Annotated in this window: 11 protein-coding genes; all 11 read left to right on the forward strand. The window is 68.2% G+C overall.

Features of this window, described 5'->3' with window-relative positions:
- Positions 1-1,920, forward strand: a 1,920-nt coding sequence (locus tag ENSA5_RS06830; RefSeq protein ID WP_258182769.1) for a GspE/PulE family protein, incomplete at its 5' end; no start/stop codon positions are given.
- Between the two features lie 7 nt (positions 1,921-1,927).
- Positions 1,928-3,178, forward strand: coding sequence for a type II secretion system inner membrane protein GspF (gene gspF, locus ENSA5_RS06835; protein WP_106390823.1), 1,251 nt, complete (start codon positions 1,928-1,930; stop codon positions 3,176-3,178).
- A gap of 65 nt (positions 3,179-3,243) precedes the next feature.
- The gene (locus tag ENSA5_RS06840) at positions 3,244-3,741 is read left to right on the forward strand and encodes a type II secretion system protein GspG (protein WP_106390824.1); all 498 of its coding nucleotides are present in this window, start codon (positions 3,244-3,246) and stop codon (positions 3,739-3,741) included.
- 29 nt (positions 3,742-3,770) lie between these two features.
- Positions 3,771-4,649, forward strand: coding sequence for a pilus assembly FimT family protein (locus tag ENSA5_RS06845; protein ID WP_106390825.1), 879 nt, complete (start codon positions 3,771-3,773; stop codon positions 4,647-4,649).
- Complete coding sequence (locus tag ENSA5_RS06850) at positions 4,649-5,389, forward strand: type IV pilus modification PilV family protein (protein ID WP_106390826.1); 741 nt, start codon at positions 4,649-4,651, stop codon at positions 5,387-5,389. The genes ENSA5_RS06845 and ENSA5_RS06850 overlap by 1 nt, the downstream gene beginning before the upstream one ends.
- Positions 5,389-6,081, forward strand: a complete 693-nt coding sequence (locus ENSA5_RS06855) for a type II secretion system protein GspJ (protein ID WP_106390852.1) — start codon at positions 5,389-5,391, stop codon at positions 6,079-6,081. The genes ENSA5_RS06850 and ENSA5_RS06855 overlap by 1 nt, the downstream gene beginning before the upstream one ends.
- Before the next feature lie 152 nt (positions 6,082-6,233).
- A complete protein-coding gene (locus ENSA5_RS06860; RefSeq protein WP_181197456.1) occupies positions 6,234-7,481 on the forward strand; it encodes a type II secretion system protein GspK in 1,248 nt (415 codons plus the stop codon).
- A 10-nt stretch (positions 7,482-7,491) separates the two neighbouring features.
- Positions 7,492-9,363, forward strand: a complete 1,872-nt coding sequence (pilM, locus tag ENSA5_RS06865; protein WP_106390828.1) for a pilus assembly protein PilM — start codon at positions 7,492-7,494, stop codon at positions 9,361-9,363.
- Positions 9,350-9,937 carry a hypothetical protein gene (locus ENSA5_RS06870; RefSeq protein WP_106390829.1) on the forward strand — a complete coding sequence of 196 codons (588 nt, stop codon included), beginning with the start codon at positions 9,350-9,352 and terminating at the stop codon, positions 9,935-9,937. Before pilM ends, ENSA5_RS06870 begins: the two co-directional genes overlap by 14 nt.
- A gap of 3 nt (positions 9,938-9,940) precedes the next feature.
- The gene (gspN, locus tag ENSA5_RS06875; RefSeq protein WP_106390830.1) at positions 9,941-11,500 is read left to right on the forward strand and encodes a type II secretion system protein GspN; all 1,560 of its coding nucleotides are present in this window, start codon (positions 9,941-9,943) and stop codon (positions 11,498-11,500) included.
- Positions 11,501-11,539: 39 nt separating this feature from the next.
- Positions 11,540-11,962: a VOC family protein gene (locus tag ENSA5_RS06880; RefSeq protein ID WP_106390831.1), complete on the forward strand. Its 423-nt coding sequence runs from the start codon at positions 11,540-11,542 to the stop codon at positions 11,960-11,962.
- The last annotated feature ends 20 nt before the right edge of the window (positions 11,963-11,982 follow it).

The raw sequence follows: 11,982 nt of genomic DNA on the forward strand, positions 1-11,982 counted from the left end.
CCCCCGCCCCCTCCGCGCGCCTCCCAGCCGCCGCCTCCGCCACCGAGCCATGTCCCAGACCCGGCGGCTCAGGCGGCTCCGGCTCAGGCGGCTCCGGCAGCCCCGGCTCCGGCGGCTCCGGAGGTCGCGCCAGGGCCGAGCTTCGATCTCGAGCGCCGACCGATCGGCGAGCTCCTGCTCGAGGCCGGGGCGATCCGCCCCGAGCAGCTCGCCGAGGCGCTCTCGGCTCAGCACCTCGAGGGCGAGCGGGTGGGCGAGACCCTCGTCCGCCTCGACCACTGCCAGGAGAAAGACATCGTCGCCGCGCTCGCCCGCCAGTTCGCGCTGCCGGTCAACACCGAGCTCAGCGACGAGGACATCGAGGACGAGCTCGTCGAGCAGCTGCCGATCGGCTACGCCCGCGGCAACCTGGTCCTGCCCTGGCGCCTCGATCGCGACGACGACCGCCTCGACGTCCTCGCCGCCGACCCCCTGCGCCTCGACGAGCTCGACGACCTCTCGACGGTCTACGACGCCGAGGTCGAGGTCTGGCTCACGACCAAGACCCGGGTCCTCGAGCTCATCAACAAGACCTACTCGAAGCGGACCAAGGACGTCGACCTCGAGAAGAAGGAGAGCGACTACGGCGAGGAGGACGAGGACATCCTCCACGCCTCGGCCGAGGACGCGCCGATCATCCGCTTCGTCAACTCGCTGATCTTCAACGCCTCGAAGTCCAAGGCCTCCGACATCCACATCGAGCCCGGCGACAAGGACGTCGTCGTCCGCTACCGGGTCGACGGCGTGCTCAAGGAGGTCCGCCGCGCGCCCAAGGGCCACCTGTCGAGCATCATCGCCCGCGTCAAGATCATGGCCGGGCTCAACATCGCCGAGAAGCGCCTGCCCCAGGACGGCCGGATCCGGCGCAAGATCGCCGGCAAAGAGGTCGACATGCGCGTGGCCACGGCCCCGGTCGCCCACGGCGAGCGCATCACGATCCGCCTGCTCGACAAGTCGGCGGTCTCCCTCGATCTCGACTCGATCGGGATCGCGCCCGACCACCTCCGGATCGTGCGCGAGACCATCAACCGACCGCACGGGATCTTCCTGGTCACCGGCCCGACCGGCTCGGGTAAGACGACCACGCTCTACTCGGCCCTGTCCGAGATCAACACCCCCGACCTCAACATCCTCACCGTCGAGGACCCGGTCGAGTTCCAGCTCCCGGGCATCTCGCAGGTCCAGGTCAACGCCCAGATCGAGCTGACCTTCGCCCGCGGGCTGCGTTCGTTCCTGCGCCACGACCCCGACGTGATCATGGTCGGCGAGATCCGCGACCTCGTGACCGCCGAGATCGCGATTCAGGCCTCGCTCACCGGTCACCTGGTTTTGTCGACGATCCACACCAACGACGCGGCCACGGGCATCACCCGCCTCGTCGACATGGGCGTCCAGCCCTTCTTGGTTGCGAGCTCGCTCGTCGCGCTCCAGGCCCAGCGGCTGATCCGGCGGGTCTGTCCGCTGTGCTGCAAGGCCGTCGCGCCCGACCCCAAGGAGCTCGAGGAGATGGGCATCATCCCCGAGGCCTTCTACGCGGGCGAGCCGGCCCTCAAGGTCCCGGTCCGCGACGCCCACGACGCGCCGATGCCGATCGTGGCGCCGGACGGCTACGAGCTGCCGCCGCTTGGCACCCTGTGGGCCGCCGAGGGCTGCGACAAGTGCAACGGGACCGGCTACCGGGGCCGGACCGGCGTCTACGAGATCTTGTCCGTGACCGAGGAGATCCGCCGCCTCGCGATTCGCAACGCCAGCGGCGCCGAGATCAAGCGCGCCGCGATCGCCCAGGGCCTGCGGACGCTGCGTGACGACGGCGCCCACAAGGTCCTGTCGGGGATCACCACGATCGACGAGGTCATGCGTGTGACCGCGGAGGAGGCCTGAACAAGCCGTGCCCGCCTACGCCTACACCGGACTCAACCCGGCCGGGAAGACCATCAAGGGCATCGAGACCGCCGACAGCGTGGCCGCGCTCAAGGCCCTGCTCAAGCGCCAGGGCGTGTACCTGACGGCGGTCACCGAGGCCGCCGGGGGCGGCGCGAGCAGCGGTGGCGCGAGCGGGAGCGTCGGCAGCCGCGAGATCGATCTCGGCCAGCTCTTCGATCGCATCCAGCCCAAGGACGTCGCCGGGGTCACGCGCTTGATGAGCACGCTCTTGTGCGCGGGCGTGACCCTGCCCGAGGCGCTGATCGCCTTGACCGATCAGGTCGAGAGCCCGCGCTTCAAGAACGTGCTGTCCGACATCGGCAGCAAGGTCAACGAGGGCTCCTCGCTGGCCGACGCGATGTCCGGCCACCCCAAGGTCTTCAGCAAGCTCTACATCAACATGGTCCGCGCGGGCGAGGCCTCGGGCTCGCTCGAGACCGTGCTGATCCGGATCGCCGACTTCATGGATCAGCAAGACGAGCTGCGCGGCAAGGTCATGACCGCGATGCTCTACCCCGTCGCGATGGGCCTCGTCGGCGTCGGCGTCGTGACCTTGTTGATGGTCAAGGTCGTGCCCGACATCGCCCAGATGTTCGAGGGCCAGGGCGCCGAGCTGCCGTTCACGACGCGCACGCTGATCGCCGCGTCCGGCGTTGTCAGCGGCTACTGGTGGCTGATCATCTTGATGTTGGTCGGCGCCGTGTACGGCTTTCGCCGCTGGCGCGCCACACCCAAGGGCCGGGAGACGGTCGACCGCTTCGTGCTCGGGCTGCCGGTCATCGGCGAGCTCGCGCGCAAGATCGCCGTGGCCCGCTTCGCCCGCACCCTCGCGACCATGCTCGCGAGCGGGGTCCAGCTGCTCGCGGCCCTCGACATCGTCCGCAGCCTGCTCGGCAACGTGGTGCTCGAGAAGGTCCTGACCCGGGCCCGCGACGAGATCCGAGAGGGCGCTGGCATCGCGCTTGCGCTCAAGCGCAGCGGCCAGTTTCCGCCGCTCGTGACCCACATGATCGCCGTCGGTGAGCGCTCCGGTCAGCTCGAGCAGATGCTGACCGATCTCGCCAACGCCTACGACCGCGAGGCGACCGCCGCGATCACCCGCACGACGGCCGTGCTCGAGCCGATCATGATCGTCGCAATGGGTGGCAGCGTGGGCTTCATCGTGTTCGCGATCATGACGCCGATTATCCAGATGAGCCAAATGGGCGCGCAGTGAACTTGCATCCCGGCTCGAACTTGCCACGATCTTCCACCAGCCCAATCGCCAAGCGAGACACACAGATGAACACCGAAGCACCCCCCACCCAGAAGCCGGCCCCTGCGCTCCTCGACGAGGAGCTCACCTCGGCCGCGGCGCGGGCCCGCCGGGTCCGTCGGATTGCGGCGGCCCGCGGGACCCGCGGCATGACGCTGATCGAGATCCTCGTCGTGCTCGCGATCATCGGCCTCATCGTCGGCGCGATCTCGATCGCCGCGTTCTCGCAGCTCAAGGACTCCAAGGTCGCGACCGCGCACAACGACATCGCGACCTTGGCCCAGAGCATCGAGATGTATCAGCTCCAGAAGAACAAGTGCCCGAAGACGACCCAGGACCTCAAGGCCGCCGGGATCATCAAGAAGGTCACCAAGGATCCGTGGGGCAGCGACTACGTGATCAAGTGCCCGGGCGAGCACAGCGCCGCCGACATCTCGTCCGCAGGTGAGGACCGCGAGTTCGACACCGAAGACGACATCAACTCGTGGGACGAGGGCACCGACAAAGAAGAAGAGGACGATTGATCCGACCCGGGTGACCGCGTGATTGGACGATGAGGACCTCGATCACAGATTGGCTCCTCGGGCGCCTCGCCCAGGGGGCCAGGCGTCCGGGCCACAGGAGCCTTCAGCGTGGCATGACGCTGATCGAGATCCTCGTCGTGCTGCTGATCGTTGGCCTGATCATGTGGTCGGCGTCGATGAGCATGGGCGCGGCCAACCAGGCCGAGGTCGTGCGCAGCACCAATCAGCTGGCCGCGACGATCCGCTTCGCCTACGACCGGGCCCGGTTCACGGGGGCCTACTACCGCATCCACGTCGACTTCGAGCACCGCAGCTTCCACCTCCAGCGGGCCGAGGAGGCCATGTACCTGCCGTCGACGACCCGCGACGGCGAGCTCCTCGTCCGCGACGCCAAGACCGTCGAGGATCAGACCCAGCGCGATCAGCAGGCGGCCGAGGCCTACTACAGCTCGATCGCCGCGGCGGTCATGGGCGCGGGCAGCAGCGACGACCCCTTCGATCCCTACTCGGTCCAGAAAAAAGAGGTCCCGCGCCAGCGCCCGCCGCTGTTCGAGGCCTTCGAGGCCGACGCGACCCTCGGGGATCTCGGCCAGCCGATCGAGTTCCCCGACGGCGTCGAGATCCTCAGCGTCCAGACCGATGCCGACCCCGAGCCGATCACCGAGGGCGAGGCCGATCTGTACTTCTTCCCCCGCGGCCAGACCCAGCTCGCCGCGATCCAGCTCAAGGGCAAGCCCAAGCTGCGCGAGCGCGTCATCGGCGAGGACGACATCGAGTACACGATCTTGGTTCAGCCGCTCACGGGCAAGGTCAGGGTCGAGTCGGGGATCATCGATCTCGAGCTGCCCCAGATCGTCGACGACGTCGAGGACGACCTCGGCGACAAGATCGAGCGGAGGGGCTTTTGATGCCGGGTCGCCCGCCGCCGCCGCCGCCGCGCCCGGCCCCGCAGACCCTCGGGCAGACCGGGTTCACGCTGCTCGAGGTCCTGATCGCCCTCGCGATCCTGGCCGTCTCGCTGAGCTCGCTGATGAACTCGCAGATGAACAGCATGGCCGCGACCAGCTACGCCCGCGACATCACGGCCGTCGCGCTGCTCGCCGAGCGCCAGATCGTCGAGCTCGAGTTCAAGCACCGCGAAGAGGGCTGGGTCAGCTCCGACGTCGAGTTCGAGGGCGACTTCAGCGACGAGGGCTACGACGACATCGACTGGCTGTGCACGGTCCACTTCATCGAGCTGCCCGAGTACAACCAGCTGATCGAGTCGAAGGAGGGCGCCGACGAGGCCTCGGGCGCGAGCGACGACAACATGGTCGACGCGGGCGATCAGGCCTTTGGTGCGCTCGGCCTGGTCTGGCCGATCGTCAAGGCCGCGATCGAGAACTCGATCCGCAAGGTCGACTGCACGCTCAGCTGGGAGCAGGGCACGATCGAGCAGGAATTCACGATTCAGACCTTCTGGACCGACCCGACGGCGCTCCAGAACCTGCCCGGAGCCGGCGGCGAGTTTAGCGACGAAGACGATGACTCGGGCGCCAGCGAAGAGGGGACCTCGGGCAGCAGCGCGACCGGAACCGGCAGCGGCGGGATGTTGCCCCCGAGCCGCGGAGGCTCGTCCAGCGGCGGCCTCAACATGGGGGGCAACTGATGGTCCTCGGGCGAGCTCGCACGCGCGGCATGACGATGGTCGAGATCCTCGTCGCGATGGCGATCGTCAGTATGATGATGTTCGGGGTCTGGCGCAGCTTCTCGGCCACGATCACCGCGACCGAGGTGACCGAGGAGGTCCAGGAGCGCTACTCGACGATCCGCAATTCGATGGATCGGATGTCGGCCGAGATCTCGAGCGCGTACCTCTCGTTCAATCGCCGGCCCGAGGAGACCCGCCACTACACCCTGTTCGAGGGCCGCTCGAGCACCAGCGGCGACAGCCTGACCTTCTCGAGCTTCGCCCACCTCCGGATCCGTCGTGACGCCAACGAGAGCGATCAGACGGTGATCCAGTACTTCCTGGCCGAAGACGCCGAGGACAGCAAGCGCACCCACCTGTATCGCCGCGAGACCCGCCGCCTGACGGGCGACCTGCCCGAGGATCTGCGCCGCTACGCCCCGGCCTACGTGATGTGCGAGGACGTCGAGAGCCTCGAGTTTCGCTACTGGGATCCCTCCCGCGAAGACTGGCTCGATGAGTGGCGGACCACCGCCATCGATCAGCAGCCCGATCGCCTGCCGCCGCGGGTCGAGATCAAGATGGGCATCAAGGGCGAGGACAACGAGATCCAGTACTTCGTCACTCAAACGACCCTGCCGATGCAGGAAAAGATCGACCTGGGTAAGTGATGGCGGCCACAAACCCCAATTCGAGCCAGGACCTTGGGCCCGAGCGAAGCGAGGGTGTCGGAGCGCGCGGGGGGGGAGCCGAGCGCGGTCCGAGTCGGGGCTCGAGTAAGAAAAACCTCGGCCGCCGGGGCCAGGAGGGCGTCGCCATCCTCATGGTCCTGATCGCGCTCGCGATCTTGTTTCCGTTTACGGCCTCGTTCAATTACAAGGCTCGCGTCGACTGGCAGGCCGCGGTCAACCATGGTGACGAGGTCCGGGCCCGCGCGGTCCAGCGCGGCGCGATGCAGCTGTCCGTCCTGATGTTCGAGCTCCAGCGGATGGTGTTCAACCAAAAGCAGTTCCGCGACATGATGGGCGCGATGGACATCACGATGCTCGCGCCCTACCTGATGTCGATCTTCGGGACCGAGGACGGGGCCGAGGGCCTCGGCGCGCTCGTCGGGGTCGACACCACCGCGCTCAACGAGCTCGCGCTCGACGGCGGCGGCAGCTTCGAGGTCCGGCTCGAGGCCGAGAGCGGCAAGCTCAACGTCAATTGCCTCGCAATCGAGAAGGACGGCGAGAACACCCCGCGCGCCCGGGTCACCGAGACCCTCGAGGCGCTGATGCTGCCCAAGCTCTACGACCCGTTGTTCGACGAGGAGAAGAGCGACGGCGAGCGCTACAACCGCCAGCACGTGCTCCAGGCGATCGTCGACTACATCGACGACGACACCAAGCGCTTCGACGCCTACCGCCTCCGCCAGAGCTCGCAGGACGAGCGCTACGGCTACACCGAGCTCCACGACCCCTACCAGTCCCGCGACTCGCGGCTCGACTCGATCCTCGAGCTCCACCTCGTCGAGGCCGTCGACGACGACTGGATGGCGGCGTTTGGCAGCGAGCTCACGGTCTACGGCGGCTGCAAGGTCAACCTCAACTTCGCGAGCCCCGAGCAGATCGCCCAGGTCCTGCGCCACGCGGTCTCGGGCGCGGACCGGTGGAAGACCGAGGGCGACAACTTCTTGCTCATGACGATGCCGCTGTCGAACTTCGTGATCGAGTCGCGCGAGTTCAACCTGTTCCAGAAGCTCGAAGACTTCAAGGACCTGGTCGCCAAGCCCGATCAGTTCGTCAACCCGCTGACGCTGCTCGGTGACGAGAGCGACAACGACTACGCCGCCAACCTGCCCAAGGTGCCCGATGGCATGGAGGTCCGGGTCAACGGCGGCAGCCGCAACGGCCAGACCTGGGGCGGGCTCAAGGACGTCGCGACCGTCGAGCCCGAGCGGATCTACCGGATCGAGGTCATCACCACCGTCGGCAGCGTGCGCAAGCGCCTGACCGCGGTCTACGACATTCAGTACGCACGCAGCCAGAGCGCGGGCAAGGGCGCGTGGCTCTACTACCGAGAGGATTGAGCGAGACTCCATGGCCCAGAAGTTCGTCGGAATCGATTTGGGAAACCGCAAGGTCAAGGTCGCCGTGGTTGCGGCGGGCTTGCGCGGCGCCCAGGTCATGCATATCTGGGAGCAGGAGGTCCGGCCGAGCAAGAGCCGGGAGACTGGCGAGGCCAAGGTCGAGCCGCTCGACGCGGCGATCGACACGGCCCTGCGCATGCTCAAGGAGCGCGGGCTTCGGCACCTGCCGACCGGCGTCGCGCTGCCCGGCGGGTCCGGGAGCTACCGCGTGCTGAGCTTCCCCTTCGAGGACCCGCGCCAGATCGCCCAGGCGATCAACTTCGAGCTCGACGGCCAATTTCCGGTCCCGATCGAGGAGCTCGGGACCGACCACCTCACGATCAAGCGCGGCGATGGTCGCGGGCGCGCGCTGGTCGTCGCGGCCAAGCGCACGACCATCGAGCACGTCAGCGCGCGCCTTCAGCTCGCCGAGGTCGACCTCAAGCTGATCACGACCGGCGCCCTCGCGATCGCCCAGGCCCTGGCCAGCACCCCGGTCCCGGCGCTGCCGGTCGGGACCGCGGCCGAGATCCAGCCGGTCAGCTTGATCGTCGACTTTGGCCACAAGAGCACCGAGCTGGTCGCGCTCGGCAACGACGGACCGCTGGCCGCGCGGAGCATGCGTCGCGGCGGCCGTCAGCTGCTGCGGGATCTCAAGAAGGCCTGGGGCCTCGACGCGGCCGCGGCCGAGGTCGCGCTCGAGCGCGACGGCAACATCGACGACCCCCACGTGCGCCGGGCGATGCAGCCCTTGCTGCGGGAGATCGAGCATACGCGGCAGTGGCTCAAGGCCGAGTTTGGTTGCCAGGTCGTCGAGCTGCGCCTGTCCGGCGGCGTCGCGGGGCTGCGCGGGCTCGACCGCTGGCTCGCAAGCGAGACCGGGCTCGAGACCGGCCAGGTCGCGCCCAAGGAGAGCGGCGCCCTGCGTCAGGTCCAAGGCCGCGACTGGACGCGCTCGCTGATCGCGCTCGGGACCGCGGTCGCAACCGCACGGCGGCCGCTGATCCAGCTCCACGACTCCTTCGACAGCGGCGGTGGCGAGGGGGCGTGGTTTCAGCAGCACTTCTCGACGGTCGCCGCGCTCGGGATTGCGATCTTGGCCTTCGCGGGCGTCGACACCATGGTCCGGATCAAGGCCGCCGAGCGCGAGCGTGACGCCTACGGCGCCGAGCTCGAGGCCGAGACCCTCGCGGTGTTCAGCGCCGCGCTCGACTCGAGCGCGGCCGTTCGGGCCAAGCTCGACGAGGTCGAGGGCGGCAACGTGGCCAGCCAGATCCCCGAACGCGGCGCGCTCGAGATCCTGGAGATGGTGACCAAGGCCGCGACGCCGAAGGTCGCCGCGCTCGGTCCGAACGGCGCTCCGGGTGCCGAGCTGCCGCCGGGCTACACGACCGGCGCTGGGCCCGACGGCGCGACCGCGATCATCGGACCCGACGGCTCCGTCGTCCCCCTCGATCCCTCGGGCAACCCGATCTTCCCCAACGACCCAACGACCGGCGGCCCGCCGGCTGGGGCCCCGCCGGTTGCTGAGGGCGAGGGGGAGGGCGAGGCCGGGCCCGCGCCGGTCGCCGACTCCAACGCCGGGATCCTCGCCGACGACGAGCTGCTCTTCGCGAGCCTCGAGATCCGCGACCTCAAGATCGAGCTCAACCTCTCGGCGACCCGGGCCACGGCTCAGGACCGACTCGGCGTCAAGCTCGATCAGGTCGCCTGCGTCCGCGGCATCACCAAGGGCATGGTCAAGGACCGCAACGATCGCAAGTCTTTCGAGATGTCGATCGACCACAATTGCTACCGGGGCAGCATCGCGGTGGAAGGGATCGGCGAAGATGGCGAAGGTTGATGCCAAGCACAAAGGGACCAACTTCTGGGAGCGGCTCCAGCCGCGCGAGCGCGTCCTGGTCATGGCGCTGGTCGGGGTGTTCTTCTTCCTCGGCACCGCCTTGATGATGTTCATGCGCTACAAGAAGCTCTCGGAGATCGACGAAGAGATCTCCGACTTGCGCGCGGGCCTCGACATGACCCGGACCTTCGGGCCCTCCTACCAGGAGAAGCTCAAGGGCAAGGCCGAGCAGCAGCAGAAGATCCCCTCGACCCCGCTGCTGTTCAGCACCCTGGTCGAGGAGGCCCAGACGATCGCCGAGGTCACGGTCTCGAACCAGGCCGAGAAGCCCGCCGTCGAGGTCGGCCCCGGGCTCCAGATGCGGACCTACGAATTCGACCTGCGCGGCGTCTCGCTCGCGCAGCTGACCAAATTCCTCAGCACCGTCGAGAGCAAGGACGAGCACGTGGTCCTGACCCAGGAGTTGACGATACGCTCACCCAGCGCGAGCGAAGACCGTCTCAACGTCAACGTGATCCTCGGGACCTGGGAGCGCGTCACGCCCGAGGGCGAGGAAGAAGAAGAAGGAGGCTGAGCCATGAGTGATCATCTCGAACCCCCGGGCTCCAGCGATCTCGGCGCCGACCTCCCGCAGCTCCCTTCGCTCGACGACGTGCCCGTCGCGCCGCCGGCGGGCGCTTCGATGACGAGCATGAGCGGCTCCGGCCTGCGCCCGAGCGCGAGCCTGGCCGGCGGCCTGACCCCCGGCGGCATGGGCTTCGACCTGCGCGCGCTCGGTCGCAAGCTCGGCCGGGTCGCGGCCTGGGCCGCCGCGCTGTTCATCGTGTTCTTGGTCTCGGCCTGGGTCAGCCTCCCGACCCGCTCGATCGCCTGGCGGATCTCCCACGAGGCGCGCAAGGCCGGCTTCAACGTCTCGGTCGAGGACATCTCGATCCGCCCGTGGGGCTCGGCGACGCTCGAGCAGGTCGTGTGGAGCTTCAACCCGAGCCGGCCCGACTCGACCCCCGTGCCCTTCGTGATCGAGGAGCTCGACGTCAGCTTCTCGGTCTTCAAGTACCTCCTGCTCGAGACGATCGACGTCGAGTTCGAGGGCACGATGGACGAGGGCCGGATCGCGGGCGCCTACTACGAGAGCGAGGACGAGGCCCACGTCGGCTTCTCGATCGAGGAGCTGCCGCTCTACGGCGTGCCCAAGCTCCAGGACGCCGTCAACGCCCCGGTCCGCGGCATCTTCACCCTCGACGTCGACATCACCGCGCCGGGCAACGAGTGGGCCAAGTCGAGCGGGCGGCTCGAGGTTCACTGCTACTCGTGCACCGTCGGTGACGGCGAGACCAAGCTGTTCGTGCCCGGGGCCAAGAAGACCAGCATGTTGTCCAAGGGCGTGACGATCCCCGAGATCGATCTGGGCACCCTCGACGGCGTGCTCGAGATCGTCGACGGCAAGGCCGTGGCCGAAGAATTCGGCACCCAGAGCGACGACATCATCTTCAAGATCTCCGGCGACATCGAATTCAAGGACCCAATCGCCAACTCGCGGCTCAACCTGCTGGTCAAGGTGTTCATCGATCCCGGCCTGCGCGAGCGCGACACCAACGTGGATCTCTTGGTCTTGACCGCCAGCCCCAAGGTCAAGATGGATCCGCCCGACGAGGGCTGGATGGGGATGGTGCTCGAGGGCAACTTCAAGCATCGCCGCTTCCGCGGGGTCAAGTCCAAGTCTCGCCAGGAGCGGCTGCGAGAGAAGCGAGAGTCTCGCCAGAAGCAAGCCAAGACCCGGGCCGAGCAGCGCGCGCAGCAGCGTGCGGCGCAAAAGGCCGCGCAGGCCGAGGCCAAGGCGGCTGCCGACCCGGGCGGCGCCGCGGGGAAGGGCGAGACGGCGGAGGTCGAGCCGCCCGACGGACGCACGAACCCGCCAGAGGCTGGGGTCATGGTCGAGGAGGCCGAGCCCGAGGCCAGCGACGAGGAACACGACGGCGAGGAGGCCGCTGAGCATGGCGGCGAAGAGGCCGGCGAAGAGGGCGGCGAAGAGGGCGGCGAAGCGGAGCAGGAAGAAGCGGGCGAAGAAGAGGAGCAGAGCGAAGAGGCCGGCGAAGAGCAGACCGAGGACAACGAAGCGACCCACCTGCCTCAGTAGTCTCCACTTCCTCATTTGTTGATGTAGGCTCGTCGGGCCATGGCCCTCGAGTACCTGCACACCATGATCCGCGTGCGCGACCTCGACGCCGCGCTCGCCTTTTTCTCGCTGCTCGGGCTCGAAGAGCAGCGCCGCCGCGACGTCCCGGGCGGGCGCTTCACGCTGGTCTTCCTCGCGACCGAGGCCGGCGCGCCCGAGCTCGAGTTGACCCACAACTGGGACCACGACGAGCCCTACTCGGTCGGGCGCAACTTTGGCCACCTCGCCTATGCGGTCGATGACATCTACGAGGTGTGCGAGCGGCTCCAGCGCGCGGGCGTCGAGATCCTGCGTCCGCCGCGAGACGGGCACATGGCCTTCGTGCGGTCGCCAGATCAGATCTCGATCGAGCTGCTGCAGCGCGGCGCCGCGCTGCCTCCGCGTGAGCCCTGGTCGTCGATGGCCAACCAGGGCGAGTGGTGAGCCCGAGCCCCGCGCTCGGC

It is taken from the genome of Enhygromyxa salina, from assembly GCF_002994615.1.
Lineage (GTDB): Bacteria > Myxococcota_A > Polyangia > Nannocystales > Nannocystaceae > Plesiocystis > Plesiocystis salina_A.

Excerpts from the sequence above, each read along its gene's own strand:
- ENSA5_RS06870 (WP_106390829.1), top strand. The coding sequence starts at position 9,350 with ATGGCGAAGGTTGATGCCAAGCACAAAGGGACCAACTTCTGGGAGCGG.
- ENSA5_RS06860 (WP_181197456.1), top strand. The coding sequence starts at position 6,234 with ATGGTCCTGATCGCGCTCGCGATCTTGTTTCCGTTTACGGCCTCGTTC.
- ENSA5_RS06845 (WP_106390825.1), top strand. The coding sequence starts at position 3,771 with ATGAGGACCTCGATCACAGATTGGCTCCTCGGGCGCCTCGCCCAGGGG.
- ENSA5_RS06880 (WP_106390831.1), top strand. The coding sequence starts at position 11,540 with ATGGCCCTCGAGTACCTGCACACCATGATCCGCGTGCGCGACCTCGAC.
- ENSA5_RS06855 (WP_106390852.1), top strand. The coding sequence starts at position 5,389 with ATGGTCCTCGGGCGAGCTCGCACGCGCGGCATGACGATGGTCGAGATC.
- pilM (WP_106390828.1), top strand. The coding sequence starts at position 7,492 with ATGGCCCAGAAGTTCGTCGGAATCGATTTGGGAAACCGCAAGGTCAAG.
- gspN (WP_106390830.1), top strand. The coding sequence starts at position 9,941 with ATGAGTGATCATCTCGAACCCCCGGGCTCCAGCGATCTCGGCGCCGAC.
- ENSA5_RS06840 (WP_106390824.1), top strand. The coding sequence starts at position 3,244 with ATGAACACCGAAGCACCCCCCACCCAGAAGCCGGCCCCTGCGCTCCTC.
- ENSA5_RS06850 (WP_106390826.1), top strand. The coding sequence starts at position 4,649 with ATGCCGGGTCGCCCGCCGCCGCCGCCGCCGCGCCCGGCCCCGCAGACC.